27 protein-coding genes and 1 riboswitch are annotated in these 26140 nt (G+C 68.9%); of the genes, 13 read left to right on the top strand and 14 right to left on the bottom strand.

What is annotated here, in order from left to right:
- Window positions 1–19: 19 nt before the first annotated feature.
- From ALI144C_RS25570 to ALI144C_RS25585, 4 genes are all read right to left on the bottom strand, one after another.
- On the bottom strand, window positions 20–889 hold the full coding sequence (locus tag ALI144C_RS25570; protein WP_076989709.1) for a carbohydrate ABC transporter permease: 870 nt from the start codon (window positions 887–889) through the stop codon (window positions 20–22).
- On the bottom strand, window positions 889–1779 hold the full coding sequence (locus tag ALI144C_RS25575) for a carbohydrate ABC transporter permease (protein ID WP_237774310.1): 891 nt from the start codon (window positions 1777–1779) through the stop codon (window positions 889–891). The genes ALI144C_RS25570 and ALI144C_RS25575 overlap by 1 nt, the downstream gene beginning before the upstream one ends.
- 52 nt (window positions 1780–1831) lie before the next feature.
- Window positions 1832–3193 carry an ABC transporter substrate-binding protein gene (locus ALI144C_RS25580; RefSeq protein WP_076989711.1) on the bottom strand — a complete coding sequence of 454 codons (1362 nt, stop codon included), beginning with the start codon at window positions 3191–3193 and terminating at the stop codon, window positions 1832–1834.
- Window positions 3194–3304: 111 nt separating this feature from the next.
- A complete protein-coding gene (locus ALI144C_RS25585) occupies window positions 3305–4312 on the bottom strand; it encodes a LacI family DNA-binding transcriptional regulator (protein WP_076989712.1) in 1008 nt (335 codons plus the stop codon).
- A 104-nt stretch (window positions 4313–4416) separates the two neighbouring features.
- On the opposite strand from ALI144C_RS25585, the gene ALI144C_RS25590 reads away from it, so the two are divergent.
- The 6 genes from ALI144C_RS25590 (at window position 4417) to ALI144C_RS25615 (ending at window position 12348) form a co-directional block, all read left to right on the top strand.
- Window positions 4417–6012: a D-alanyl-D-alanine carboxypeptidase family protein gene (locus ALI144C_RS25590; RefSeq protein ID WP_237774311.1), complete on the top strand. Its 1596-nt coding sequence runs from the start codon at window positions 4417–4419 to the stop codon at window positions 6010–6012.
- Window positions 6013–6080: 68 nt separating this feature from the next.
- Window positions 6081–8003 carry a HelD family protein gene (locus ALI144C_RS25595; RefSeq protein ID WP_076989714.1) on the top strand — a complete coding sequence of 641 codons (1923 nt, stop codon included), beginning with the start codon at window positions 6081–6083 and terminating at the stop codon, window positions 8001–8003.
- A gap of 95 nt (window positions 8004–8098) precedes the next feature.
- Complete coding sequence (locus ALI144C_RS25600) at window positions 8099–8299, top strand: hypothetical protein (protein ID WP_076989715.1); 201 nt, start codon at window positions 8099–8101, stop codon at window positions 8297–8299.
- 398 nt (window positions 8300–8697) lie between these two features.
- Window positions 8698–9753 (top strand): NlpC/P60 family protein, encoded by a 1056-nt coding sequence (locus ALI144C_RS25605; RefSeq protein WP_076989716.1) that lies wholly within the window; start codon window positions 8698–8700, stop codon window positions 9751–9753.
- 90 nt (window positions 9754–9843) lie between these two features.
- On the top strand, window positions 9844–11184 hold the full coding sequence (locus ALI144C_RS25610; protein ID WP_143230862.1) for a hypothetical protein: 1341 nt from the start codon (window positions 9844–9846) through the stop codon (window positions 11182–11184).
- A gap of 9 nt (window positions 11185–11193) precedes the next feature.
- Window positions 11194–12348 carry a glycosyltransferase family 4 protein gene (locus ALI144C_RS25615; protein ID WP_193441226.1) on the top strand — a complete coding sequence of 385 codons (1155 nt, stop codon included), beginning with the start codon at window positions 11194–11196 and terminating at the stop codon, window positions 12346–12348.
- A 72-nt stretch (window positions 12349–12420) separates the two neighbouring features.
- Here the strand turns inward: ALI144C_RS25615 and ALI144C_RS25620 are convergent, their stop codons facing one another.
- The 6 genes from ALI144C_RS25620 to ALI144C_RS25645 are packed head-to-tail and all read right to left on the bottom strand — an operon-like array spanning window position 12421 to window position 16566.
- Window positions 12421–13374: an ROK family glucokinase gene (locus ALI144C_RS25620; RefSeq protein ID WP_076989717.1), complete on the bottom strand. Its 954-nt coding sequence runs from the start codon at window positions 13372–13374 to the stop codon at window positions 12421–12423.
- Window positions 13374–13751 (bottom strand): hypothetical protein, encoded by a 378-nt coding sequence (locus ALI144C_RS25625; RefSeq protein WP_076989718.1) that lies wholly within the window; start codon window positions 13749–13751, stop codon window positions 13374–13376. The genes ALI144C_RS25620 and ALI144C_RS25625 overlap by 1 nt, the downstream gene beginning before the upstream one ends.
- Complete coding sequence (locus tag ALI144C_RS25630) at window positions 13748–14908, bottom strand: ArsA family ATPase (RefSeq protein WP_076989719.1); 1161 nt, start codon at window positions 14906–14908, stop codon at window positions 13748–13750. Before ALI144C_RS25630 ends, ALI144C_RS25625 begins: the two co-directional genes overlap by 4 nt.
- 8 nt (window positions 14909–14916) lie before the next feature.
- On the bottom strand, window positions 14917–15357 hold the full coding sequence (locus tag ALI144C_RS25635; protein ID WP_076989720.1) for an SRPBCC family protein: 441 nt from the start codon (window positions 15355–15357) through the stop codon (window positions 14917–14919).
- Between the two features lie 27 nt (window positions 15358–15384).
- Entirely contained in the window at window positions 15385–16173 is a 789-nt protein-coding gene (locus tag ALI144C_RS25640) for a metallophosphoesterase family protein (RefSeq protein ID WP_076989721.1), read from the bottom strand.
- A 9-nt stretch (window positions 16174–16182) separates the two neighbouring features.
- A complete protein-coding gene (locus ALI144C_RS25645) occupies window positions 16183–16566 on the bottom strand; it encodes a polyketide cyclase / dehydrase and lipid transport (protein WP_076989722.1) in 384 nt (127 codons plus the stop codon).
- Between the two features lie 41 nt (window positions 16567–16607).
- Between ALI144C_RS25645 and ALI144C_RS25650 the strand changes: the two genes are divergently transcribed.
- A complete protein-coding gene (locus ALI144C_RS25650) occupies window positions 16608–18404 on the top strand; it encodes an AMP-dependent synthetase/ligase (RefSeq protein ID WP_076989723.1) in 1797 nt (598 codons plus the stop codon).
- Between the two features lie 46 nt (window positions 18405–18450).
- On the opposite strand, the gene ALI144C_RS25655 is transcribed toward ALI144C_RS25650, so the two are convergent.
- Window positions 18451–19011, bottom strand: a complete 561-nt coding sequence (locus ALI144C_RS25655) for a hypothetical protein (protein ID WP_076989724.1) — start codon at window positions 19009–19011, stop codon at window positions 18451–18453.
- A gap of 229 nt (window positions 19012–19240) precedes the next feature.
- Between ALI144C_RS25655 and ALI144C_RS25660 the strand changes: the two genes are divergently transcribed.
- The 3 genes from ALI144C_RS25660 (at window position 19241) to ALI144C_RS25670 (ending at window position 21649) form a co-directional block, all read left to right on the top strand.
- A complete protein-coding gene (locus ALI144C_RS25660) occupies window positions 19241–19999 on the top strand; it encodes a lysophospholipid acyltransferase family protein (protein ID WP_076990046.1) in 759 nt (252 codons plus the stop codon).
- A 21-nt stretch (window positions 20000–20020) separates the two neighbouring features.
- A complete protein-coding gene (locus ALI144C_RS25665; protein ID WP_076989725.1) occupies window positions 20021–20527 on the top strand; it encodes a polyadenylate-specific 3'-exoribonuclease AS in 507 nt (168 codons plus the stop codon).
- A 96-nt stretch (window positions 20528–20623) separates the two neighbouring features.
- On the top strand, window positions 20624–21649 hold the full coding sequence (locus tag ALI144C_RS25670; RefSeq protein ID WP_076989726.1) for a 6-phosphofructokinase: 1026 nt from the start codon (window positions 20624–20626) through the stop codon (window positions 21647–21649).
- A gap of 85 nt (window positions 21650–21734) precedes the next feature.
- On the opposite strand, the gene map is transcribed toward ALI144C_RS25670, so the two are convergent.
- Window positions 21735–22502, bottom strand: coding sequence for a type I methionyl aminopeptidase (map, locus tag ALI144C_RS25675; protein WP_076989727.1), 768 nt, complete (start codon window positions 22500–22502; stop codon window positions 21735–21737).
- Window positions 22503–22548: 46 nt separating this feature from the next.
- Window positions 22549–23463, bottom strand: coding sequence for a pyridoxamine 5'-phosphate oxidase family protein (locus tag ALI144C_RS25680; RefSeq protein WP_076989728.1), 915 nt, complete (start codon window positions 23461–23463; stop codon window positions 22549–22551).
- A 62-nt stretch (window positions 23464–23525) separates the two neighbouring features.
- Between ALI144C_RS25680 and ALI144C_RS25685 the strand changes: the two genes are divergently transcribed.
- The 3 genes from ALI144C_RS25685 to ALI144C_RS25695 are packed head-to-tail and all read left to right on the top strand — an operon-like array spanning window position 23526 to window position 25077.
- Window positions 23526–23756, top strand: coding sequence for a helix-turn-helix domain-containing protein (locus ALI144C_RS25685; protein ID WP_076989729.1), 231 nt, complete (start codon window positions 23526–23528; stop codon window positions 23754–23756).
- Complete coding sequence (locus ALI144C_RS25690; protein ID WP_076989730.1) at window positions 23753–24490, top strand: aminoglycoside phosphotransferase family protein; 738 nt, start codon at window positions 23753–23755, stop codon at window positions 24488–24490. The genes ALI144C_RS25685 and ALI144C_RS25690 overlap by 4 nt, the downstream gene beginning before the upstream one ends.
- Window positions 24487–25077, top strand: a complete 591-nt coding sequence (locus tag ALI144C_RS25695; protein WP_076989731.1) for a pentapeptide repeat-containing protein — start codon at window positions 24487–24489, stop codon at window positions 25075–25077. The genes ALI144C_RS25690 and ALI144C_RS25695 overlap by 4 nt, the downstream gene beginning before the upstream one ends.
- Here ALI144C_RS25695 and ALI144C_RS25700 read toward each other — a convergent pair.
- Window positions 25074–25757, bottom strand: coding sequence for a group II truncated hemoglobin (locus ALI144C_RS25700; RefSeq protein ID WP_076989732.1), 684 nt, complete (start codon window positions 25755–25757; stop codon window positions 25074–25076). The two genes, ALI144C_RS25695 and ALI144C_RS25700, sit on opposite strands and share 4 nt — an antisense overlap.
- Window positions 25758–25915: 158 nt before the next feature.
- Window positions 25916–26102: riboswitch (cobalamin riboswitch) on the top strand.
- Window positions 26103–26140 lie beyond the last annotated feature (38 nt).

Raw genomic sequence — 26140 nt, forward strand, 5'->3', positions numbered from 1 at the left:
GTGATGGCTGCTTGGGTTGTCAGCCCTTGACGCTGCCCGCGGTCAGGCCGGCCAGGATGTGCCGCTGGAAGAACAGGAACAGCAGCACCATCGGCACGCTGGCCAGCACGAGCCCGGCGAGCAGGATGTTGAGCGGCATGTCGATCTCCATCCGCTGCAGCGCCACCGAGAGCGTCTGCCTGGTCGGATCGGGGAACACCAGCAGCGGCCAGATGAAGTCCTTCCACGCGGCCACGACGGCCAGGATCGACACCACGGCGATGATCGGCTTGGCGATCGGCAGCACGATCCGCACCAGGATGCGGAGCTGACCGGCGCCGTCGAGCACGGCCGCTTCGAGCAGCTCGCCGGGGATCTGGTCGAAGAACCGCTTCAGCAGGTAGATGTTGAACGCGTTCGCGGCGGCGGGGAACCAGATCGCGGTCGGCGAGTTGATCAGGTTGACACCGAAGATCGGCAAGTCGGTGATCGTGACGTACGTCGGCACCAGCAGCGCGGACGCGGGCACCATCAGCGTGGCCAGCATCAGCGCCAGGATCTTGTTGCCCAGAACCGGCCGCAGCTTCGACAGGGCGTACGCGGCCGGGACGTCGACCGCCAGCTGGACCAGCCACGCGCCCAGCGCGACGAGCACGGTGTTGCCGAAGTACTTCAGCAGGTCCAGCCGTTGCCACGACTCACCCCACACATCGGGGTGCCACTGCTCCGGCAACAACGTCGGTGGCGTGCGGACGAGCTCGGCCGGTGCCTTCATCGCGCCGGTGATGGCCCAGTACAAGGGAAACACGAACGCCAGCAGGAACAGCAGCATGACGACGGTGAAGACCAGCCAGTAGATCGCCTTGCCGCGCCCGCTGCGCAGCTGGGTCGGCGAGACCAGGGTACGCATCAGTCCTCGCTCCTCGTCCTGGTCAGTCGCAGGTACACGCCGGCGAAGATGCCCAGTGCCACCAGCAGCAACAGACTCATCGCGCTCGCCGATCCGAAGTCGTTGTACGTGAACGCATAGCGGTACAACAACAACAGCACGGTGACCGTGGAGTCCTCCGGTCCGCCACCGGTCATCACGTACGGTTCCGTGAACACCTGCATCGTGGCAACGACCTGCAACAGCAACAACACCATCAGCACGAACCGGGTCTGCGGGATCGTCACGTGCCACAGGCGTTGGAACAACCCGGCGCCGTCCAGTTCGGCCGATTCGTAGAGCTCACCGGGGATGGTCTGCAACGCGGCAAGGTAGATCAGCGTGGTCGAGCCCATGTTGGCCCATGTGGACACGATAACCAACGAAACCATTGCCGTGCTTGAAGAATCCAACCATGCGCTGTCCGGCAGGCCGACCGCGCCGAGCGCGGCGTTGGCCAGCCCGGGGCCCGGGTTGTAGATCCACTTCCACAGCATCGCCACGACCACCGGCGGCAGCATCACCGGCAGGTACACCGCGACGCGGAAGAACGCCTTGGCGTGCCGCAGTTCGTTGAGCAGGACCGCGGTCACGAACGGCACCGCGAAGCCGAGCAATAACGCGATCGCGGTGAACTGCAGCGTGTTCAGCCATGCCGTGGCGAACAGCGGGTCGGCGAACAGCCGGGCGAAGTTGTCGAATCCGACCCACTTCGGCGGGTCGACGAAGTTGACCTCCTGGAAGGACAACAGGACTCCGCGCACGATCGGGTACCAGGAGAACAGAGCGAAGACCACGAGCGCCGCGGCCAGCAACCCGTACGCCGTCAGGTTGTCGTTGATCTTGCGCCGCAACCTGGTCGTCGTCCTCACCGCGGGCGGGGCCTCGACCGGCCACTGGGGGGAGCCGGTCGAGGCCGGTGCCTCACTTGACTTGAGCGAGGGCACTGTTGACCTTGGCTTCCGCTTCGGACAGCAGGTGGTCGACGGTGGCGTCCTTGTTGGTCAGCACGCCCTGCATCACGTTGTCCAGCGCGGCGTAGATCTGCTGGGCGTTCGGCGGTTCCAGGTTGCCCTTGAGCTTGGTGTTGCCGTCCAGGTAGGACGCGAAGTTCTTCTCGGGCACGTTGGCGTACTTGGTTTTCAGCTCGGACTGCTTGGCGCGCGTGTCGCCGGTGTAGATGTCCGGCGTCGGGGTCGCGGGCAGGCCGATCGGCTGCTTCTCGTCCAGGTACTGCTTGATCCGCGGCTCGATCCGGTCCGGTGCGAGGTACTTCCAGTCGATCCACTTCAACCCGGCCTTGATCTTGTCCGGCGACGCCTTCGGGTTGATCATGTAGCCCTCGCCGCCGAGCAGGGTGCCCTGCCCGCCGGGCATCGCGGCTACGCCGTAGTCGTCGTACTTGCCCTTGAACTCCTTGACCAGGACGGGGACGTTGTCCGGTGCGCCGAGGTACATGCCCAGCTGGCCCGCTCCCATCAGGCGCTGCACGTCCGTGGCCTCAAGCAGTTGCTTGTCGCCCATGGCGTTGTCGGTCCAGCGCATCTCCTTGAGCAACCGCAGGGCCTCCTTGACCTTGGCGTTGTTGAAGTCAGCCGTCCATTTCCCGCCTTCCTGCCTGGCGATCTGGCTGCCCATGGCATACGCCCAGGTGACGAGGTGCCAGCCGCCCTGGTTGTTCTTGCTCAGGTCGGCGAACCCGACGGTGCCGTTGCCCAGCGCCGCGATCTTCTGCGCGGCCGTGCGCACCTCGTCCCAGGTGGCCGGTGGCTTGTCCGGGTCGAGTCCGGCTTTGGTGAACAGCGCCCGGTTGTAGAGCAGGCCCATCGAGTAGTTGGCCGTCGGCAGGCCGTAGACCTTGCCGTTGCGGTCTTTGAAGATGTCGAGCAGCGCCGGTTGCAGCTGCTTGATCACCGCCATGTCCTTGACGTGGTCGGTGATGTCGGCGGCCTGCCTGCGGGCGATGATGCTCGCCGGGTCGGTGAAGTAGACGTAGTAGACGTCTTCCAGCTGGCCGCCCGCGAGTTTCGCGGAGAACGTCTTGGGGTCCATGAACCCCTCGTGCGGGACGATGTCGATGTCCGGGTTGAGCTTCTCGAACTCGGCCACGTCCGCGTCGAAGATCCTGCGTTCGACCGCCTGGCTGCTCGGCGGCTGGCCGGTGACCGTGATGGCCACCTTGCCGCTGCCGGTCTGCTGGTTCGATGACTCGCTCCCGCAGGCCGGCAGGCCTAATGCGGTGATGACGACAAGAACTGCCGCCCTGCGGGCAAGGGTTCTCTGCATGGCAAGCCGCCCCATCTCAGCTTCCGATGACGCTGTGTGATGGCGCTCACCTTAAGAGACGTGAACGAGTATCCGCAATATGTCGATGAAATTTCGCAACTAACGAACAGCTTACCGAGCAGCTGGCGCGGTCGACCCCCTGACGACGAGTTCCGGCTCGAACAGCAGCTCCTCGTCGGTCACCGACGAGCCGTTGATCTGCATGGTCAACAGGTCGACCGCGGCCCGGCCCATCGCCTCGATCGGCTGGCGGATGGTGGTCAGCGGCGGGTCGACGCAGTTCATGAACGCCGAGTCGTCGTACCCGATCACCGACACGTCCTGCGGGACCGACAGCCCCTGGCGGCGCACCGCGCGGATCGCGCCGAGCGCCTGCGGGTCGCTGGCGCACACGATGCCCGTGATCCCCCGTTTCACCAGGCGCGCCGCCGCGGCCTGGCCGCCTTCCAGCGAGAACATCGCGTGTTCGAACCAGTCCGGCTCGACGGCCAGGTCCGCCGCCTTGGCCGCCGCGGCGAACGCGTCCTGCTTGCGCTGGGACGGCACGTGGTCGCTGGGGCCGAGGACCATGCCGACCCTGGTGTGCCCCAACGAGACCAGGTGGGTCAGCGCCTGTTCGGCGGCCACCGCGTCGTCGCAGGACACCCGGGGGAAACCGAGGTGCTCGATGGCCGCGTTGATCAACACGGTCGGCAGGTTGCGTTCGGTCAGCCTGCCGTAGTGGTCGTGGCCCTGGTCGGCCTGCGCGTACAGGCCACCGGCGAACACCACGCCGGACACGTGCTGCTGCAACAGCAACTCGATGTAGTCGGCCTCGGAGACCCCGCCTGCCGTGCGGGTGCACAGCACCGGCGTGAACCCCTGCTGGGCCAGCCCGTTGCCGATGATCTCGCCGAACGCGGGGAAGATCGGGTTCTGCAGCTCGGGCAGCACGAGCCCGACCAGCCGGGCCCGTTCGCCGCGCAGCTGCGTCGGCCGCTCGTAGCCCAGCACGTCCAGCGCGGTCAGCACGGCGGTCCGGGTGCTCTCCGAGACACCCGGCTTCCCGTTGAGCACCCGGCTCACGGTCGCCTCGCTCACGCCGACCTTGCGGGCGACTTCGGCAAGTCTTCGCGTCATGACCGCAACTATATGACAATCCTTGCAGGCTGTTTGCGGCCATTTGCAGTCACGTTCACCGGATCAGGGCGTTACGAACCAGCGGCCCGGCCGTTGTGCCTGGTGTGCGAGTAGGTGCGGGACTGCTGGCTGTGGCCGTGTTGCTGGGTGCGCAGCCGCAGGAAGAGGCGGGTGTCGCGCCAGGTACCGCAGTGCCCGACACGCGGCCGGGCGAGGCGTTCGCGGACCCAATTGTCGCGCAATTGCAGCGCACGGCATCAGACGTGCAACGTGAACTCGGCTCGCTCGCCAACGACATCCACACGGCTGAGCAAGCCGTGCGCGAGTCGTCGGCCGGGTTGGACACGGCACGCGCCGCCCGCGAAGAAGCCGACGCCGCCGTACGGGCGCGTCAGGCGGACATGGACCGTTACGCCGCGGCGCTGCTCGCCGCGCACGGCCGTCCCAACCAGTTCAAGGTGTTCCTGCTGGCCCGGTCCCCGGCGGACTTCCTCGGCGGCTCCAGCCTGATGGCCCGTGTGCAGGAAGCCGAGACCGAAGAACTGACCGGCGCCATTCGACGCCACCAGGCCGCCGTGCGTGCCGAAGAGGCGGCATCCGCCGCGGTGAAGAACGCCACGGACCGCAAGGCGGACCTGGACCGTCGCAACGGCGACGCCACCAACCGGGCGGCGGCGCTCACCGGTGAGTTCCGGGCGAAACTCGCCGCGACCAACTCCGCTGTCGTGGCGCTGCAACAAGCGCAACGCACCCGCAACGAGCAGACAGCGGCGAACTGGCGCGCCTACACCGACAAACTGGCCGCTGCGGGCATCAAGCCTGGCGCAAGCGCCACGGAAGTCGCGCTGCCGTCGGGCGAGCGTCTGCAAGTCATGCCGGAGAGCACGATCCGCGCGGTGACAGCCGCCGTCGGGGCGCTGGGCAAGCCGTACGCGCCGCAAGGCGACGGCCCGGACGCCTACTCGTGCGACGGACTGACCCGCTCCGCCTTCGGCCTGCGGGGCTCCGCGGCCGAGCAGATGGCCGTGCTGCAGCCCGTCACCGACCCGCGGCCGGGTGACCTGGTGTTCATCGGGCCGGAGCGCTACGGCGTGCAGAGCGTCGGCGTGGTGCTGGACCCGCGCACGATGATCACCGCCGACGCCCGGCTCGTCAGTGTCGTCGTGTCGGACATCCCGCCGTCCGTGCTCGGTTACGCACGACCATCGTCGCCTCGTCGTCCCGCACAACCCGTCCCCCAGCGCACGGACACCGGGCTGGTGTGGCGATGCGGGGGAGTGGACCTGCCCACGGGTGGGTGGAGTGGCTATCCCAACGGGCTCATCCCCGCGTCCGCGTTGTGCCCCATCGGCGTAGGCACCCACCGGTTGCGGTGTGACGCCGCGTTCTCGTTCCAGGGACTGTCCGCCGCGTTCGGTTCGGCGTTCGGGCGGCCGTTGTGCGTGACGGACTCGTACCGCACGTTCGAGGAGCAGGTCCGGCTGTACGGCGTGAAACCCGCGTTGGCCGCGGTGCCAGGGACCAGCAACCACGGCTGGGGCCTCGCGGTCGACCTTTGCGGCGGCGCCCAGTCGTTCGGCACGGCCGAGCACGCGTGGCTGCGTGCCAACGCGGGCCGGTTCGGCTGGCGCAACCCGCCGTGGGCCCAGCCGGGGCGTGGCCGGGAGGAACCGTGGCACTGGGAATTCGGCAGCGGCTGACGGGCGGCTGACGGGGACGGAAAGAACAAGACTGTTTCTTCGCAGGTCAGCCAGGCACCCTCGACGGCGTGTCCGCACAGGTAGACCTGGAACAGGCCCATCTCACCGTCCTCTACGACCGGCTCGACGAACTGCGCGCCGAAGCCGTCCGGCACCTCGCCACGGCGCAACCGGCCGAACGCGCCTACTGGGCCGGTGAGGCCGCCCGGCTGGAATCCGTTGCCGACGGTCTTTGCTTCGGCCGGGTCGACCTGACCGACGGCAGCAGGCTCTACATCGGCCGAGCGGGGCTGTTCGAGGACGACGAACCGCTGCTGATCGACTGGCGCGCCCCCGCGGCGCGGCCGTTCTACACAGCCACGGCAGCGGCGCCCGAGGGCGTGCGGCTGCGACGGCGGATCACGACCCGGGGCCGCACGGTCGTCGACGTGAACGACGAACTACTCATCGCCGGCGCGGTCGGCGAGCAGGACCTGGCTGGTGACGCGGCGTTGCTGGCCGCCGTGAGCGCGGGCCGCACCGAGCACATGGCGGACATAGTCACGACCCTCCAGGCCGAACAGGACAGGATCATCCGTGACCCCTACGCCGGTGTCCTGGTGGTGCAGGGCGGGCCGGGAACGGGCAAGACAGCCGTCGCGCTGCACCGGGTCGCGCACCTGCTCTACACCCGGCCGCACCTGCGCACCCGCGGCGTCCTGGTGATCGGGCCCAGCACGTTGTTCCTGGACTACATCGGACAGGTGCTGCCCGGCCTCGGCGAGAACAGCGTGGTGACCGCCACCATCGCCGACCTGTACCCGGGCACGCCGATCGACCGGCCCGCCACACCCGAGGAGGCCCGACGCAAAGGAAGCGCGCGGGCGGCCGAGGAACTCGCGGCGGCCGTGCGCGGCAGTGTCCGGGTGCCCGGCGAGCCGGTGGACGTCCTGTTCGAACAGGAAACGCTGTCGCTGTCGCCCGTGGACTGCCGCCGGGCGGTCGACCGGGCTCGGCACGCGGGCCTGCCGCACAACCAGGCGCGGCTGGTGTTCCACCGTGAGGTTGTCGCGGTGCTCGCCGACCGTCTCGCAGCGCGGTTGGAGGCCGTGACGCTAACCGAGAGCGGTGAGGCCATCGACGGCGGCGACCCCGACGGACGGCTGAGCGCGGCGGACTTGCGGGCGCTGGAGGCGGCGGGTGTCATCGTCGACTGGACGGACACCGCGCCCCGGAGCCTGCTGGACGACACGGACGTGGCACGGCTGCGGGACGCCCTGCTCGCCGACGCCCGCCTCCAGGACACGTTGGACGTGATCTGGCCGCCGTTGGCCGTGACCGGTCTGGTGCCGGGGCCGTGGTCGCCTGCGGACATCCCGTTGCTCGACGAGGCAGCCGCCCTGATCGACGCCTGTGACGGCACGACCTACGGGCACATCGTGGTGGACGAGGCACAGGAGCTGTCGGAGATGGCGTGGCGGATGCTGATGCGCCGTTGTCCCAGCCGGTCCATGACGGTCGTGGGTGATCTGGCCCAGACAAGCGACCCGGCCGGGGCGACAGCGTGGCAAGACGTGCTCCAGCCGCATGTGGCCGACCGGTGGAAGCAGGCCGAGCTGACCGTCAACTACCGCACACCGGCCGAGATCATGGCCGCCGCCAACGACGTGCTCGCCGCGCACCAGCCGGGCGTCCGGCTGGCCACCTCGGTCCGGTCGACCGGGGTGCCACCGCTCGACGTGACGGGAAGCCTGGACGTGGTCGGCGAACTGGTCGCGCGACTGCCGGGACGAGTGGCCCTCATCACACCGGAACGGCATCTGACGCATGTGGCGCACCACGGTGCGGACGCTGTGGTGCTGACACCCGGACAAGCCAAAGGGCTGGAGTTCGACTCGGTGGTCGTGGTGGATCCGGACGGGATCGTCGACGGCGCTCCGCGTGGCCGCAATGACCTGTACGTGGCCATGACCCGGCCGACGCACCGACTGGCAGTTCTACGTCTTCGGTGATGATCGGCTAGCCCGTCCAAACCTGTCAGTGGTGACCGCTATGGTTGCGTCAGTCGATCGAACATACGATCGAATGACTGGCATGGGAGCTGGACATGGTCGTCGACTGCGACAGCTGTGAAGTGCGGGGAAAGGCTTGCCAGGAGTGCGTTGTCAGTGTCCTTCTCGGTCCGCCGAGCACGGTCGAGCTGGACTCGTCCGAGCGTCGCGCGATCGACGTCCTCGCGGGCGCGGGAATGGTTCCCAAGCTCCGGCTGATCCCGATCACCCCGGTGAACACGCCCGAGGTCGCCTGATCGGGCGGTAAACGGTACCCACCAAGCGGTGAACGGCGGCACAGCGTGGTGACCTGGGCTGTTGTCGTCGTCACATCGGGCGGTCCGCACTGCTCCGTTGGGGTTTGACGGTCACTCAACCGAGTTTTTTCGCCGAGCCGCTGGACGGGTGCCGCCTCCTTTCGTAACCTGTCCGAGATCTCGCGGCCCCCGGTCACCCACCAAGGGTGATGACGCGAGAACGCCGCCGGGTCAGTTCGTCGGGAACTGAACCGGACCCCCACCGGTTTGGGAGCAATGCCGGAGCACAGAGTGCGTGTCCACTCGCTTGTCCGGCCGCTCGCCGAGGGTGCCCCCGCGCCCCAGCGAGCGTTGTCCCTTCCCTCGGCGGTAGCGGAAACGAAGGAGACACGCGCGACGTGGCGTCGCAAAGACTCAAGCGCGGCATGCGTGGAGCACTGACAGCGTCCGCCGTCATCGCGATGGTCAGCACCATCCCCGCTCCGGCGATCGCGCAACCTCCCGCCCAGAACAACGAATCCGAAGCGCTCAAGAAGTTCCGCGAGTTGTCGGCCCAGTCCGAGGTCATCAACGAGGAATTCAACAAGGCGACGGACGACAAGAACGCCAAGCAGGCGGAGCTGGACAAGGCGACCGCGGACCTCGCGGCGGCCAACCAGGCCAAGACCACCGCGGCGGCGACCGAGACCCAGTACCGCGGTCAGGTGGAGGAGCTGAGCTCCGCGTCCTTCCGCGGTGCCCGGTTCAACAAGCTGTCCGCCCTGCTGACCGGTACCTCCGCCGAGGACTTCCTCGACCGCTCGTCGGCGCTGAACGTGCTGGCGGCGGACAACAACAAAGCGCTCACCGAGCTGCACAAGGCCGTCACCACCGCGACGGAGTCCGAGACCAAGGCCGCGGACGCCCAGAAGCGCGCCGCCGAGGCTCGGGACGCGGCGGCCAAGCTGCAGGCCGAGATCGACAACCGCCGCCGGGCCCTGCAGACGCAGATCGACGAGGTCAAGGCGGCGCAGGCGAAGCTCACCAAGGCTGAGACGGACAAGCTGAAGGGACCCGCCGACAACGGCGTGTACATCGGCCCGCCCGGCTCCGCCGGTACGGCCATGAACGCCGCGCTCAGCCGCCGTGGCGACCCCTACGTGTGGGGTGGGTCGAAGCCGGGTGGTTTCGACTGCTCCGGTCTGATGATGTGGGCCTACGCCCAGGCGGGCGTCAGCCTGCCGCGCTCCAGCCGCGCTCAGTACGGCGTCGGCAAGCCGGTCGCCAGGGACGCGTTGCAGCCCGGTGACCTGCTGTTCTACGGCGGCAGCGCGGGTTCGATCCACCACGTCGCCATGTACATCGGCGGTGGCAGGATCGTGCACGCGTCGACGACCGGTACCCCGGTCAAGACCGAGACGTCCGTCGAGGGCGGCGGTCGTGACTACTTCGGTGCCAAGCGCGTGGTCGGCTGACGCCGAGCATCTCTTGACCGAGACCCCTGGCCGGTGGTGCGGGCCAGGGGTCTCGTCATTTTGGGTGACCGGGGCAATACGATCTCAGGTGTGGCCCGGTTGCGCGCCTTGCTGGTAGCCGGAGTGGCGGTCGCGCTGCTCGGCGGTCTCGCCCTGGTCACAGCCCCACCGTGGCGGCAGGAAGCCGTCCAGCCGCCGCCGGCGACGACCCAGTCGTCCACGCCGCCCAACCAGGCCGCCGTCGTCCCGCCCCCGTCAGGTGATCGAGCCCAAGCGGCGCAGTCCATGTTGCGCTCGCGCGCTGAGGCCTTGGGCAAGCGGGACGAGAGGGCCTTCATGGCCAGCGTCGACCCGGACGCCGAGCCCGCGTTCCGCGATGCGCAACGCGCCCTGTTCGCCAACCTCGCCAACGTGCCGTTGCGGGAGTGGTCCTACACCCTGCAGCCGCTGCGGTCGCTGGATCCGTCCGTGCTGCCGAACGTCCCCGGAGCGCAGGAGTTGTGGGCGCCGGAGATCGACCTGGTGTACGCGCTGCGTGGCGCCGATCCGTCGCCGACCCACCGCCCGATGGGCTACCTGCTGGTCAAACGCGCGGACTCGTGGTTCATCCGGTCGGACACCGACCTGCTGGGCGTCGGCAGGCGGACCTGGCGCGGGCCATGGGACTTCGGGCCGTGCTTGGTGATCACGACCGCGCGGGGCGTGGTGCTCACGCACCCCGCGCGGGAGGCGATGGCCAAACGGGTCGCGGCCGAACTGGACGGCGCGGTCCAGTCAGTGGCCGGGGTGTGGCCGACCGGGTGGTCACAGCAGGCCGTCGTGGTGCTGCCGGACTCGAACGAAGAGATGAAGGCACTGGTCGGCCCCAACTTCCCGGTCGAGTCCGTTGTGGCGGTCTCGGTCGCCGACCGGGTGGACACCGACCGCGGTGCCGCCGAGGGACAGCGGGTGGTGATGAGCGCGACCTCGGCCGACGCGTTGTCGGTGACCGCGTTGCGGATCGTGCTGCGGCACGAGTTCACCCACATCGCCGCCCGTGGTTCCACTGTGGACGGTTCGCCGATGTGGGTGCTCGAGGGGTTCGCCGACTACGTCGGCTACCGCGACAGCGGCATCCCGCTCGCCCAGGCCGCGCCCGACCTGAACGCGTCCATGCTGACCAGCGGCCCGCCCGGCAGGCTGCCGTCCGACGAGGAGTTCCGCGGCCAGGGGCGCACACTGGACATGGCCTACCAGAAGTCCTTCTCGGCCGCCCGGTTCGTCGCGGACAAACTCGGCGAGGACAAGCTGGTCGAGCTGTACCGGGTGCTGGCCAAGACGGGCCGGGTCGGCCAGGACAAAATCGACAACCTGCTGGTCTCGGTGATCGGGCTGAACACGGAGCAGTTCGTCGCGGGCTGGCAGGAGTACCTGCGCGAGACCCTCGGATAGGGTGCTCGCGTGGCTCGGACCCTTCTGGTGACCAACGACTTCCCGCCGAGGCCCGGTGGCATCCAGGCCTACCTGCAGGCACTGGCGACCAGGCTGCCCGCCGAGGAGTTGGTCGTGTACGCGCCGTCGTGGGACGGCGCGGAGGCGTTCGACGCCGCCATGCCCTTCCCGGTGGTCCGTCACCCGACTTCGCTGATGCTGCCGACGCCGGACGTGGCCAAGCGCGCCAAGGAAATCCTGCGTGCGGAGGCGTGCACCTCGGTGTGGTTCGGTGCCGCGGCCCCGTTGGCGTTGCTCGGCCCGACGCTGCGCGAGGCGGGAGCGCGGCGAGTCGTCGCCTCCACCCACGGCCACGAGGTCGGCTGGTCCATGCTGCCGGGATCCCGCCAGGCGTTGCGCCGCATCGGATCCACCGCGGACGTGATCACCTACGTCAGCAAGTACACCCGGTCCCGGTTCGCGGCGGCGTTCGGCCGGTACGCGGCGCTGGAGTTCCTGCCGTCCGGTGTGGACACCGGGCTGTACCGCCCGGACCCGGCGGGGCGTGAGCTGATCCGCAAGCGCCACACCCTTTCCGACCGGCCGACGGTCGTCTGCGTGTCCCGGCTGGTGCCCCGCAAGGGCCAGGACATGCTGATCAGGGCACTGCCCGCGATCCGCCGCCAGGTCCCCGGCGCCGCGCTGCTGCTCGTCGGCGGCGGCAGGCACGCCGAGCACCTCACCGCGTTGGCCAGGAGCACCGGCGTCGAAGACAGCGTGGTGCTGACCGGATCCGTGTCCTGGGAGGAACTCCCGGCGCACTACGTCGCCGGTGACGTGTTCGCCATGCCCTGCCGCACCCGCGGCGGCGGACTGGACGTGGAAGGCCTGGGAATCGTGTTCCTCGAGGCGTCCGCGTGCGGATTGCCCGTGGTGGCGGGGAATTCGGGCGGCGCGCCGGAAACCGTCCGGGAAGGCGTCACCGGGCACGTCGTGGACGGCCGCAGCGTCGAGCAGATCGCCGACCGGGTGGGCGCGCTGCTGGCCGACCCGGCCGCAGCGGCCGCGATGGGCCAGGCGGGTCGCCAGTGGGTGTCGTCGGCCTGGCGGTGGGACACGCTGGCCAGCCGCCTGTCCACCCTGCTGTCCGGCGAGCACACGCGGCTCTCGCCCTTCCGCCGCTAGCCGGACGCAACGAAGGCCACTTTGGGTGCGCTTTTGGCTACGAAGGCCACATTGGTTGCACAACGCCTGCCGTCAGCGCCTGCCGTTGGCGACGTCCCTGGCCAGGGTCGCGGCGCCGACCAGACCGGCGTCGTCGCCCAGCTGAGCGGTGCGGATCCGGGCCAGCGGGCGGTAGCCGGAACCGGTGACCAGGTCGCGGTAGATCTCGCGGGCGTCGTCGAAGAACAGCGGCGCCGACTCGGACACGCCCCCGGCGATCACGATGACCTCCGGGTCGTAGATGTCCGCGACCAGTGCGAGGCCCTCACCCAGCCACCGGGCCAGCTCAGCCATCGCACGCAACGCCACGGGGTCCCCGTCGCGTGCGGCACCGGCGACTTTCCGGCCGGTGATGGACCGCGCATCACCCGCGGCCTCCCGCGCGAGCACCGTCGACTGGCCGGGATGCCCGGCGAGCAGCTCGATCGCGGTCGCGCTCAACGCCGTGCCGCTGCAATACCGCTCCCAGCAGCCTGACTTGCCGCACGAACACGGCCTGCCGTTCGGGACGACCCGCAAATGCCCCAGTTCGGGCGCCACACCGTGCGCGCCGCGGAAGATCCTGCCGTCCAACAAGAGGCCACCGCCGATACCGGTGCCGATGGCGATCAGCGTGGCGACCTTCGCGCCCCGCGCCGCGCCGTAGCGGTACTCGGCCAGCGCCGCCGCGTTGGCGTCGTGTTCCAGCACCACCGGCAGGTCGATCTTGCGGGAGATCCGGTCGGCCACGTCGGCCCGGCGCCACGCCAGGTGCGGCGCGAACATCACCGTCTTGAGGTCCGTGGCCACGAACCCGGCGACGGCCAGGCCCACCGCGGAGACGGCGTGCCGCGCGGTCAGCGAGGTGATCACCGACACCACCGCGTCGTTCAGCGCCTCCGCGCCGGACGGCGTGCCCACTCGGGCGGTGTCCAGGATCGTGCCGCGCTTGTCGACGACACCAGCTCGCACGCTCGTCCCGCCGACATCGACACCGACCGTCAGCATCAGTCGTTTCCGGGGCGTCGCGAGCGGCGGAGTTGGATGTGCTGCACGGGCCTATTCTCGCGCCGTTTCGGTTCAGGCGCGCGGCCGGGACGCCCCGGCGGGCGGAAACCGGGCATGTGCGGCACACCGGGCTCCCACCGGTCGGCGAGCACGGCACGCAGCAGCGCCACGATGTCGGCGGCGCGGTCCAGTGTCGTCGCGGCCAGGTCGTTGGGCTCGCCACGCACCAGCGCCCCGATGGCACACAGTGGACACTTGTCCGCCGGGCCGTCGTGCTCGGCCGCGACCTGGTCGAGGTACGGACCGAGCCGTTCGGCCACCGCGTCGAGCAGCAGCACGATCTCTTCGAGCAGCCGCGTTCCCGGCTCCGCGCTCACGGCGTGGCCCCGGCGAACTGCAGCAGCAGGCCGTCACCGTCCACAGAGGCATCCGCGACCTCGTAGCGCCGCAACACCGCCGGCAACGGCACCAGTCTGCGCATGCCGTCCACTGTGATCGCCAAGTCGTCACCGACTCTCGCCAGGTTCACATCGGACTCGTCGGTCAACGGTATCGCGACCCGCAGTACGTATCCGGTGCCCTCCGGGCGGATCTGCAGCAACGACGGCGGGCGGGAGGTGGTGGTGCCCAACGGATCCGCCCGGCCGTAGAGCTCGTCGGCCAGCGACCCCAACGCCTCGAGGCCGACCGGTTCGGCCGCGCGGTGCTCGACGACGTGCAGGTCGATCGGTATGGACGCCTTCAGCTCGGCCAGCACCGTGTCCTGCTCGCCGCGCCTCGTCCGCAGCCACGTGGCCGCCGGGCCGCGCCGCAGGCCCGCCTTGGGCACCAGCCGGTTGGCGATCATCCCGTCGACCCGGATGTCCCGCAACGCCAACGCCGCCAATGTCCGCTTGCTCTCGGCCACCACCAGCCGCTCCGGCGTCAGCACCAGCCGCACGCCGGTGACCTGGGGATCGGCCAGGATGTCCCGCAGTTCCGCCAGGTGCGCGGCGAGCCTGCCGACCGCGTCGACCCAGCCCTGCCTGCCCACACCGGAGACCATTCCCCTGACCGAACGGGCCGGGAACGCGCGCTGCAGGTAGGTCGCGATCGCGTCGGGCAATGCCAGCAGCCGCAACGTCTCCGCGGTCGGCCCGCAGTCCACCACGATCGCGTCCCACTCGCCGGTCCTGGCCAGCCGCGCCACCTCGGTCAACGCCAGCAGCTCGTCGAGGCCGGGTACGACCGTGAGCTCCTCGGCGTCCAGCTCGTCCACGCCCGCACCGGCCAGCACGGCCCGCAGCTGCTCACGCAGCTCGCCCCACGCCGAGTCGACCAGGCCGCGGCTGTCCACGTGCGACGCGTGCAGCCGGGTGTCCACTAGGGAGGGTTCACCGGACAGCCTCGTGCCGAACGCGTCGGCGAGCGAGTGCGCGGGATCGGTGGACACGACAAGAGTCTCGCGCCCACTCGCGGCCAGCCGCACAGCGGTGGCCGCCGCGAGGGTGGTCTTTCCCACCCCGCCCTTTCCGGTGAACAGCAGGATCCGCAAGGCGGTGGTTACAACCCTTCGGCGCGGCGCTTGAGGTCCTTCAGCGCGATGTCCATGATCATCTTCTCGGCCTTGCGGCGGAACATGCCGATCATCGGCACAGCCAGCTGGACCGACAGCGTGTACGTCACCTTCGTCGCGTCGTCACCGTGTGGTTCGAGCAGGTACCGGCCGCGCTGCGAGCGCTGCATCTGGCCCTTGACCAGGTGCCAGTCCACCGACAGGCCGTCGGTGGCCCACTCGTACTCCAGGGTGTAGGTGTCCTTGAACATCCCCGCGTCGATGACGAACCGGACCTGGGTGGCCTGCCCGTCGGCGTCCTCGGCGAGGACCTCGGTCTCTTTCACCGCCCCTGTCCACTCCGGGTACGCGGCGAAATCGGCGATCACGCCCATGATCGTGTCCGCGTCTGCCTCTACGGTGATGGACTGGGTGGACTCGTCGGCCATGCCGGGCAGGCTACCTGGTTGGTTCGCTCACCAGGTGAGCACGTGCGGCACTTCTGTGCGCTGGAAGTGACCGACGTTGATGCAGTCGGTCGACGCGAACCGCGTCCGCGCAGACAGCGGTTGGTGCACGTGACCGAACAGCGACCACCGCGGCCGTTGTTCCACGATCAGATCACGCAGCGCGTAGGACCCCAGTTCGGCGCGTCGCGCCACGACGTCGTAGGTGAGTTCCGGCACAGCGGGTGGGATGTGCGAGCACAGCACGTCCACATCCGTGAGCTTGCCGACAGAAGCGTTGTAGTCGTCCTCGGTGCGCAGGTAGGGAAACCACGCTCCGGAACGGCGCACACGGCCGCCTGGGGAGAGCAGCGCGCCGCCGACGAACCCGAACCGCAACCCACCGATCTCCGCCACGTCGCCGTCCAGCGCGGTGAGGCCGTCACGGGCGAACCGCGGCCACAGGTCCGGCACGTCGACGTTGCCCGGCGTGGCGTACGTGGGCACGGTCATCGCCGCGAACAACCGCGTGTACTGCTCGAAAAGGGCTTCCTGCACGACATCCGCGGCGTTCTCCAGGCTCGCCCACAACGAGCGGGCGTACTCCGCGAGCTCCTTGAGCTGGCGGTTGCGGCGCAACCGCGCGAACTCCGCCACCTTCTCCGCGCCGAACACGCGGCCGAGGATGCCGCCGCCGTGGTCGTGGTAGTCGACGAAGTCGATCAGGTCGCCGAGCACGACGAGCGCGTCGGCGCCGTCACCTGCCCTCGCCAGAGCCTCCGAGTTGCCATGGACATCGGAAACCACGTGGACGCGCACGACTTCACTCTACGGTTTCGGTTCGGGCGGGACACCCGGCCTGCGACCGTCCTCGAGCACGACCTTCAGATCGAACGCGATGTTCTTGGCCGCGAACTGCCGCCGGGTCGTCTCACGCCTGATCTCACGCGCCCCGGCGGCCCCCGGCAGGTCGGCCCGCAGGAAGTAGTGCAGCACCGTGCCGTCGAGCACCGGTTCGAGCCAGACCTCCATCGTCCCGGTCAGCGCACCCCGCACGGTCCACCGCAGGCCCTCGTCACCGCGGTCGGCGTACACCTCGAGGGTGAGATCCGGCCACATCCTTCGCCAGCCGTCCCGGTTGACGAAGGCGGCCTTGACCACGGGCGGTGGCACGGCCAGGAAGGTCTCGTCGACGACGTCCACTGCAGGCACGCGTGCATAGTGTCACGAGAGCTGTACTAAATTCATGTGACGTGCGGGAATACAGTGCGCCGGGCACGATCTCGGTGACCGGGGAAGAGAACCTGACCGACATGGTCTGGGCCAACGCCGACCGCTTCGGCGACGCGGTCAGCTTCCGCCGCCTGGTCGACGGGTCGTGGGTGGACGTGACGGCACGCGAGTTCGCGGCGCACGTCCTCGCGGTCGCGAAAGGACTGATCGCGACGGGTCTGCGGCCGGGTGACCGGGTGGCCCTGCTGTCGAAGACGCGGTACGAGTGGTCGCTGCTGGATTTCGCGATCTGGACAGCGGGCTGCGTGACCGTCCCGATCTATGAGACGTCGTCGGCCGAGCAGGTCGAGTGGATCCTGACGGACTCCGGCGCGCGGGCGATGGTCGTGGAGACCGACAGCCACCGGGCGCTGGTCGACGGCCTGGTCGACCGGCTGCCCGAGCTGACCCGCGTCTGGCAGCTCGACGCGGGCCCGGACCTCGCACCCGCGGTGGACGAGCTGACCGCGCTCGGCGCCGACGTCGACGAGGACGTCGCCCACGCACTGCACCGCGGGGTGCGCGCGGACGCCGTGGCCACCCTGGTCTACACCTCCGGCACCACCGGCAGGCCCAAGGGCGTCGAGCTGACCCACCGCAACCTGCTCGCCGAGGTGCGCGCGGACATCAAGGCCTTCCCGCAGCTGCTGAAATCGGGCAACTCGATGCTGGTGTTCCTGCCACTGGCGCACATCTTCGCCAGGGCGATCTCCATCTGCTGCGTGTACGCCCGGACCACGCTCGGCCACCTGCCGGACGTCAAGACGCTGGTCAAGGACCTCGGCACGTTCCGGCCGACGTTCGTCGTGGCAGTTCCGCGCGTGTTCGAGAAGGTGTACAACACCGCCAAACAGCGCGCGCACGCCGAAGGCAAGGGCAAGATCTTCGACGTGGCCGAGGCGCTGGCCATCGACTACAGCCGCGCCGCGGGCAAACCCGGGATGGCGCTGCGCGCCAAGCACTTGGTGGCCGACCGGCTGGTGTACGGCAAGCTGCGCCTCGCGCTCGGCGGCCGCTGCGAGGCGGCGATCTCCGGCGGCGCGCCGCTGGGGGAGCGGCTCGCGCACTTCTTCCGCGGCATCGGCGTGCCGGTGTTCGAGGGGTACGGGCTGACCGAGACGTCCGCCGCGATCGCGGTGAACACCGACGCGGACTTCAAGGTCGGCACGGTCGGCCGCCCGGTCGCGGGCGCGTCCGTGCGCATCGCCGACGACGGCGAGGTGCTGCTGTCCGGCGACATGGTGTCCACCGGCTACTGGCACAACGCCGAGGCGAGTGCCGAGTCGTTCAAGGACGGCTGGTTCCACACCGGTGACCTCGGCACGCTGGACACCGACGGGTTCCTGGCGATCACCGGTCGCAAGAAGGAGATCATCGTGACCGCGGGCGGCAAGAACGTCGCGCCCGCGGTGCTCGAGGACCGGATGCGGATCCACCCGCTGATCAGCCAGTGCCTGGTCGTCGGCGACCGCAGACCGTTCATCGGCGCGCTGATCACCCTCGACGACGAGTACTTCGAGTCGTGGAAAACCCGCAACGGCAAGCGCGGCACGGTCGCCGACCTGGCCGACGACGAGGACCTGCGCGCGGAGATCCAGGCGGCGGTGGACGACGCGAACAAGGCGGTCTCGCGTGCCGAGTCGATCCGCAGCTTCTCGGTGCTGCCGCGCGACTTCAGCGAGGAACGCGGCGAGATCACGCCGAGCCTCAAGCTGCGCCGCGAAATCATCACCACCGAATACGCCGACCGCATCGAAGCGATCTACGCACGTCACTGATCGTGAGTGGTTCGGCCGGTTCTAACCGGAGAAAACACTCACGAGGTTAGACCTGGGCGCCGTTGTCGTTGTCGTCGTCCGGGGTGTTGTTCTGGCGGATCCGCAGCACCACCAGGCCGATCCCCACCGCGGCTGAGACCAGCGCGATCGGCGTGGCCACCCGCGTGGCCAGGCCGATCGCACCCGGTGCGACCAGCAGGAACAGTGCGATCAGCATCAGCACCAGGGCGAGGATCGTCAACGGGCTCGGCTTGGGGATGGGCGGCGGCTCCGGCGGGACGTAGTGGTCGTCGTCCGAGCTCCACGCCCAGTCCATCTCGGTCTCGTGGCCGCGCCAGCCCGCTGTCGCCGGTGCGGCGATCTCCGGCAGATCCGGCTCGTCGACCGGCGGTTTGGCGGTTTTGTCTTGCTTTCCGGGCGTTTCGACGTCCAGTTCGGCCGTGGTGTCCGCGCTGTCGGTGCTGGTCGCGCCGCTCGCGCCGGGCGCACCGGCCTCACGGTCCAGGTCTGCCTGCACCGACGAGCCGAGGCCTTCGCGTTCCAGGTCGGCGACGATCTGCGCGAAGGCGGCGTCGACGTCCTCCGGGCCGTCGGACCCGCCCTTCATGACGCCCTCCCGAGCACCCGATTCCTCCTCAAGCTCAACCACCTACAGCCATCGTCGCACGGACCCCGGTGGGGTTGGCCAGTTACTTGTGGCTCTTTTGCGCGTTGTTATCCGGGACAACGAGCGAGGACGAGGATGGCGATCCTTGCGTTGTGCTGGGCTGGGCACAGTTCGTAGGCTGTCCGATGGTCTGTCGGTGGTGGTTCAGGGGCAGGAGGCGCTCTACCCGGTGCTGTACTTCGTGATGAAACACATCCTGCTCGGGCCGATCCTCAAGCTGTTCTTCCGCCCGGAGGCCGAGGGGCTGGAGAACATCCCGAAGCGCGGCGGCGCGATCCTGGCGAGCAACCACCTCGCGGTCTCGGACTCGTTCTTCATGCCGCTGGTGATCCCCAAGCGCCGCGTGACGTTCCCGGCGAAGATGGAGTACTTCACCGAGAAGGGTCTCAAGGGCGCTTTCAAGAAGTGGTTCTTCACCGGGATGGGGCAGATCCCGATCGACCGCACCGGCGGCTCGGCCGCGCAGGCGGCGCTGGACACCGGCATCCGCCTGCTGCGTGAAGGCAACCTGCTGGGCATCTACCCGGAAGGCACCCGCTCACCGGACGGCAGGCTCTACAAGGGCAAGACGGGCCTGGCGCGGATCGCGCTCGAGGCGGGCGTGCCGATCATCCCGGTCGCCATGGTCGGCACGGACATCGCCAACCCGATCGGCTCGAAGATGTGGAAGCCGACCAAGATCCGCGTGAAGTTCGGCGAGCCGCTCGACTTCTCCCGCTACGAGGGCCTCAGCGGTGACCGGTTCGTCGAGCGCTCGATCACCGACGAGGTGATGTACGCGCTGATGGAGCTCTCCGGCCAGGAGTACGTGGACATGTACGCCGCCAAGGTCAAAGAGGTGCAGGACGCCCCGGTCAAGCCGGCCGACGGCGTGCCCGAGCAGCGCGGTGAGCGGCAGGACCGCATCCCCGAGACCAAAGCCGGATGATTCACAACTAAGGTTGTCGGGGTGCCGAGGTATTTTTATGACACCGAATTCATCGAGGACGGGGTAACCATCGACCTGGTGTCGATCGGTGTCGTGGCCGAGGACGGCAGAGAGTTCTACGCGGTGTCCACCGAGTTCGACCCGGCCAAGGCGGGCCAGTGGGTCCGCGAGAACGTGCTGGACAAGCTCCCCGCCCCGGCCGACAAGGCCTGGCGCAGCCGGCAGCAGATCCGTGAGGACCTGATGGCCTTCCTCAGCCCGCGTGGCGAGAGCGTGGAGCTGTGGGCGTGGTTCGCCGCCTACGACCACGTCGCGCTCGCCCAGCTGTGGGGGGCGATGCCCGCGTTGCCGCGCCAGTTGCCGCGCTTCACCCGTGACCTGCGCCAGCGCTGGGAGGACGTGGGCAAGCCGCAGCTGCCGAACCCGCCGACGGACGCCCACGACGCGCTCGCCGACGCGCGGCACAACCTCGCCCGCTGGAACGTCATCGAGGTCGAGCGGCTGCGCAAAGGCTTCCCGGTCAGGTAAAGCCGGTTCTGTCCGATTCCACGAAGTGGGAGCGTTTCCCGCTTGTTAAGCGGGGGCCGGTTGCTTTACCGATCCAGCCCGTGACACCCTTCACCCATGCGTATAGGCGTACTCACCGGTGGTGGCGACTGTCCAGGGCTGAACGCGGTGATCAGGGCCGTGACCCGCAAGGGCGTCGAGGCACACGGCTGGGAGATCGTCGGGTTCCGCAACGGCTGGCAGGGTCCACTCGAAGGCAAGTCGAAGCCCATCGGGCTCGACCAGGTGGAAGACATCCTCACCCGCGGCGGCACGATCCTCGGCTCGTCGCGCACCAACCCGTACAAGGTCGACGGCGGCGTCGAGAGGATCAGGGCGGTCCTGGCAGACCAGGGCATCGACGCGCTGATCGCGATCGGCGGCGAGGACACGCTCGGCGTGGCCAAGCGGCTGACCGATGACGGCATCGGCGTGGTCGGCGTACCGAAGACGATCGACAACGACCTGGGCGCGACCGACTACACGTTCGGCTTCGACACCGCGGTGCACATCGCGACCGAGTCGATCGACCGGCTGCGCACCACCGCCGAGTCGCACCACCGCGCCCTCGTCTGCGAGGTCATGGGCAGGCACGCGGGCTGGATCGCGCTGCACTCGGGCCTCGCGGGCGGCGCGAACGTCATCCTGGTGCCGGAGCGGCCGTTCAGCGTCGAGAAGGTCGTCGAGTGGGTCGAGCGCCGGTTCGAGCGCGAGTACGCGCCGATCATCGTCGTGGCCGAGGGCGCGATGCCGGAAGGCGGCGCCGAGGTGCTCACCAGCGGCGAGAAGGACGCGTTCGGGCACGTCCGGCTCGGTGGCGTCGGCACGTGGCTGGCCGAGGAGATCGCGCAGCGCACCGGCAAGGAGTCCCGTGCCGTGGTGCTCGGCCACACGCAGCGCGGCGGCACGCCGACCGCGTACGACCGCGTGCTGGCGACCCGGTTCGGCCTGCACGCCGTGGACGCGGTGGCCGACGGCGACTTCGGCGTGATGGTGGCGTTGCGCGGGACCGAGATCGTCCGCGTGAAGCTCTCCGAGGCGACCGCCGAGCTCAAGACCGTCCCCCTGGAGCGCTACCAGGAGGCCGAGGTCTTCTTCGGCTGAGCCCCACCCCCCGCTTCGGCTGTGCAACCAATGTGGCCTTCGTTGCGTTTCCCGCAACGAAGGCCACATTGGTTGCCGGGGGGACTCACGGGTCGGTGAGGATGACGGGGCCGTTCGGGGTCACCGCGATCGTGTGCTCCCAGTGCGCCGCGCGGGTGCGGTCGGAGCTGCGCAGGCCCCAGCCGTCCGCGTCGGTGGTGAACGTGTCCCTGCCGCCCGCGATGAACATCGGCTCGATGGCGATCACCAGGCCGGCCCGCAGTTTCAGGCCGCGACCGGCTTTGCCCTCGTTGGGCACGTGCGGGTCCTCGTGCATCTTGCGGCCGACGCCGTGGCCGCCATATCCCGCCAGCAACCCGTAACCGTGCGCTCGGCCGATCCTGCCGATCGCGTGGGACACGTCACCGAGCCGGTTGCCCACCTTGGCCGCGGCGATGCCCGCGTACAGCGCTTCCCGCGTGTGCTCGCTGAGGCGCGCGTCCTCTTCGGCCGGTTCGCCGATGAAGAACGTGATCGCCGAGTCCCCGTGGAACCCGTTGACGTGCGCGCCGCAGTCGATGCTGACCAGGTCGCCCTCTTTGAGCTCGTAGTCGTCCGGGATGCCGTGCACCACCAGGTCGTTGACCGACGCGCAGATCACGCCGGGAAAGGGCGTCGGCGCGAAGTGCGGGTGGTAGTGCAGGAACGACGACTTCGCGCCGTTGGCGGCGATCACCTCCGCCGCGACGGTGTCCAACTCGCGCAGTGAGACCCCGGGAGCCGCCGCTTCCTTGGTCGCGCGCAACGCGGCGGCCACCACTTTGCCCGCCTCGCGCATCAGCTCTAGTTCCGCGGGTGTCTTGAGTTCGACCATCACGCTCTCCTGGGACCAGATAACTATCCCAGTATTCTTATCACAGTCAGCGCCCGGTGTAGCCGACCAGCGCGTCCCAGTCCACGACCGGCTCCGCCAGGCCCCGCTGGGCAAGATACGCCGCCGACTGCTGCTTGGCCTTGGCGATCCAGTCGTACTCGCCGCCGCCTGCCCCGCGCTCGTCCGGCAGCGCGCCGGGGATCCGCTCCGCGGTGAAGCGCTCGCCGTCGAACGAACCGACCACCTGAAGTGTAAGCATGCTGCTCGTGTCGCCACCCGCGCCGAGGCTGTGCCGGTGCCACAACAGGCTCGCCGGTCCCGGCTTGCCCGCGAACGGCTGCAGCGGGCGAACCCGCAGATCCGCCGTCACCTCGGCGCGGACCGAGTACGGGTGGCCCTGGTCGTCGAACGTCGTGAACACGGCGGTCGGGTAGCGCTCGATCGCGTCCTTGATCTGCTCGGCCATCGGCGCCGCCTGCGGTGGTGGCGGTTCCAGCGCGCCACCGGCCGGCGTCGCGTCGAAGACGTGCACTTGTTCAGGCGTGACGTACACCGGCAGCCGCCAGTAGTACCAATCCATGGCGGCGCGGTAGTCGGGGGAGGCGAACTGGGTGGCGTACTCGGGATTGCGGGAGAACGTGGCGCTCCAGAAGTCCTCGAGTTCCGCGGTCCCGGCGGCGATCCGCGGCGCTTCGGCCCTGCCCTGCACCAGTACGGCGGTCCCACCGTCGAGGCCACTGCCGGTCAGGTCGGAGTAGAACAGCGACACCCGGCCGTCGCGCCGGATGTTGAACACCTTCTGCGGGAACGCGAGCGGCGTGGTCAGCACGATGTGGTCCTTCCCGGGAACCCAGATCGCCGACATCGGCCGCACCTGCGGCGAGCCGTCCTTGCCGATGGTGGCGAGTTCGACCACCCGCACCTTCGACAGCACCTCGGACACTCGTGAATCGATCAGCATGGCGTGGACGCTAAAACCTCAACCACGGTCGAGGTCAACGAGCGGGCATTATCATCGGAAGCATGGTTCGGCCACCACTCACCCCCGAGGACCGCGAACGCGGCGTCCGGCTCGGTGAGGCGCTGCGCGCGGCGCGGGCGGGCCGGACCACGGTGGAGATCGCCGCGGCGGCGGGCATCTCGGTGGAGACCCTGCGCAAGATCGAACACGGCCGGATCCCCACCCCCGCGTTCTTCACGGTGGTCGCGATCGCCAAGGCGGTCGACCTCCCACTGGACAAGCTCCCGGGATGAACCTCGAACCGGCGCGAGCCCGGATGCGACGGCGGTTCGGCCCCGAGGCACACGCGTGGATGGACGCGTTGCCCGCCCGGATCGCGGACTTGGCGCGGCGCTGGGCCCTGACGCCGGGCGAGCCGTACCCCACAGGCAACTCGTCGGTGGCCATCCGCTGCGGTGACGTGGTCCTGAAACTCTCGCCGCAGGTGGACTTCCTCGCCGAGCAGGCGCGGGTCCTGCGGATGTACGAACCCAGCGGCCGCGTGCCCCGGGTGTTCCAGCACGAGGACGGCGCGATGGTGATGGAGATCATCGAGCCGGGCACGTTCGTCACCGAGGTACCGCCGCCGGAGGAATTCGCCGCGCTGATGACGGACCTGCACGCGGTCGGTGATCCCGCGGTCGCCGAACGGGACATGCTCGCCTACACCGAGGAGTTCTTCGACCGCATGGAGAGCCGCGGCGTGGACATCGGTTCGTCACGGCAACTGCGCGACGAACTCGTCGCCACCCAGGACGATGTCGTTCTGCTGCATGGGGACCTGCATTTCCACAACATCCTCGTCGGCCCGCGCGGGCTGATGGTGATCGACCCGAAGGCGTGCGCGGGGGACCGCGCGTTCGACGCGATCGACTACGCGATGGCCGCGCCGGACCGCGTCAAGGAACTGGCGAAAGCCGCCAATCTGGACGCTGAGCGAATCGCCGCGTGGCGTCGGATGCTGCACTGGGTAGATTCACCCCTATGACGGCGATCGAGGGCAAGAAGTTCGACGACGAGGACTGGTACGGCGAAGAGCTCGACGGCCGCGTCTACCGGAACTGCGCCTTCCACGAAGTGGACATGACCGAGGTCGTCAACACCGGCAGCACCTTCGAGGAATGCACGTTCGGCAACGTCAAGTTCAACGCCTCGAAGCACTCCAGCGCCGCCTTCGTCAACTGCGTCTTCAAGCGCTGCAACCTTTTCGACACCGAGTTCGACGGGTGCAAACTCGTCGGCAGCACGTTCGCCGAATGCACCATGCGGCCCATGCGGGTCCGCGGCGGCGACTGGTCGTTCGCGGTGCTGTCCGGTGTGGATCTGCGCAACTGCGTGTTCCGCGACGTGCGGATGCGGGAAACGGATCTGACCGCGGCCGACTGCGAGAAAGCCGAATTCCTCAACGTGGACATGGCTTCCGCGCAGCTGGACCGGATCCGGCTGGTCGGCGCGGACTTGCGCGGCAGTGACCTGTCGTCGCTCAACCCGTTCGACGCCGAGCTGAAAGACGCGATCATCGGGGTCGACCAAGCGATGACGATCGCGCGGTCACTCGGCTTCAGCATCCGTTAGAACCAGGGGCGGACCTCGCCCCAGCCCCAGGTGGGCATGGGTTCGGGGACAGTGGGATCCACGCCGGGCTGGGAGAACATCACGGCCATCCGCGTGCCCCATTCCAGGTATCCGACGAACGCCGACCGGAATTCCGCCTCGGACGGCAGACCGACCTCGTCGGCGGTGTCGATCAACAGGTTCACCCAGTGCCTGCGGTGGTTTTCGGTGAGCGCGCGGCCGAGGTGCCGGGAAACCATGTGCGGATGGCCGCCGTGCTGTTCGGAATAGACCTTCGGGCCGCCGAAGATCTCCCCGAGCCAAGCCGCGACGTGCTTCGGGTGATTCGGGTCCATGTGTGCGAAAACCGGTGCCAGCACAGGGTCATTGGCCACGTTCGCGTAGAACCCGGTGAACAGTTTCTCCAGTGCTGCCGCCCCGCCCGCCCATTCGTAGAGAGTGGGAGCGAGATCGACGGGACGCTCCAGTCGTTTGTCGGTCGCCTGGAATTCCGCGAGTTGTTCGACGTCCTGCGGGGTCGACCAGACGATCCGCAAGGTGTACTGGTTCTCGTTGCGCGACAAATCATATGTGCGGCAATGGGGCGACGCGGACAGCGCGCTGGCGGCGGCCCGGCATGCCTTCTCGAAGTCCTCAGTCCGCTCGGCCGGGACGAGGTAGTGCGCGTACTCGACAATCACGAGTGCAGTCGACCACCGCCGCGGCCGCCGCTCAAGGCCATCCCGGCAAGTCCGACTCGGAGAAGGTCACCGGTCGGGTTCATCCCGCTGGTCGGAGCCAAGATCAGACTGTGACACGCCGGTACATCTGGGGGTGTGTTTTCGGCGCTGGCACTACATGTAGGGTCTGCGTCGTCGATGCGACAAGGGAACCCGGTGCGAGTCCGGGACTGCCCCGCAGCGGTGAGCGGGAACGACCGCCGTCATGGAAGCACTGGGCGTGAGCCTGGGAAGCGACGGCCAGTAGGTCCAGGTGTTGCCTGGATGCCCGCGAGTCCGAAGACCTGTCATCGACGCGTGCGCCGGCCGGCGTGCGCGTGTCCGGAGCCTCGCGGGAAGGCCGG

It is taken from the genome of Actinosynnema sp. ALI-1.44 (assembly GCF_001984155.1).
GTDB lineage: Bacteria > Actinomycetota > Actinomycetes > Mycobacteriales > Pseudonocardiaceae > Kibdelosporangium.

Excerpts from the sequence above, each read along its gene's own strand:
- ALI144C_RS25570 (WP_076989709.1), bottom strand. The coding sequence starts at position 889 with ATGCGTACCCTGGTCTCGCCGACCCAGCTGCGCAGCGGGCGCGGCAAG.
- ALI144C_RS25580 (WP_076989711.1), bottom strand. The coding sequence starts at position 3,193 with ATGCAGAGAACCCTTGCCCGCAGGGCGGCAGTTCTTGTCGTCATCACC.
- ALI144C_RS25585 (WP_076989712.1), bottom strand. The coding sequence starts at position 4,312 with ATGACGCGAAGACTTGCCGAAGTCGCCCGCAAGGTCGGCGTGAGCGAG.
- ALI144C_RS25600 (WP_076989715.1), top strand. The coding sequence starts at position 8,099 with ATGGTCGTCGACTGCGACAGCTGTGAAGTGCGGGGAAAGGCTTGCCAG.
- ALI144C_RS25620 (WP_076989717.1), bottom strand. The coding sequence starts at position 13,374 with ATGCTGACGGTCGGTGTCGATGTCGGCGGGACGAGCGTGCGAGCTGGT.
- ALI144C_RS25635 (WP_076989720.1), bottom strand. The coding sequence starts at position 15,357 with ATGGCCGACGAGTCCACCCAGTCCATCACCGTAGAGGCAGACGCGGAC.
- ALI144C_RS25655 (WP_076989724.1), bottom strand. The coding sequence starts at position 19,011 with ATGAAGGGCGGGTCCGACGGCCCGGAGGACGTCGACGCCGCCTTCGCG.
- ALI144C_RS25670 (WP_076989726.1), top strand. The coding sequence starts at position 20,624 with ATGCGTATAGGCGTACTCACCGGTGGTGGCGACTGTCCAGGGCTGAAC.
- map (WP_076989727.1), bottom strand. The coding sequence starts at position 22,502 with ATGGTCGAACTCAAGACACCCGCGGAACTAGAGCTGATGCGCGAGGCG.
- ALI144C_RS25680 (WP_076989728.1), bottom strand. The coding sequence starts at position 23,463 with ATGCTGATCGATTCACGAGTGTCCGAGGTGCTGTCGAAGGTGCGGGTG.
- ALI144C_RS25685 (WP_076989729.1), top strand. The coding sequence starts at position 23,526 with ATGGTTCGGCCACCACTCACCCCCGAGGACCGCGAACGCGGCGTCCGG.
- ALI144C_RS25690 (WP_076989730.1), top strand. The coding sequence starts at position 23,753 with ATGAACCTCGAACCGGCGCGAGCCCGGATGCGACGGCGGTTCGGCCCC.
- ALI144C_RS25695 (WP_076989731.1), top strand. The coding sequence starts at position 24,487 with ATGACGGCGATCGAGGGCAAGAAGTTCGACGACGAGGACTGGTACGGC.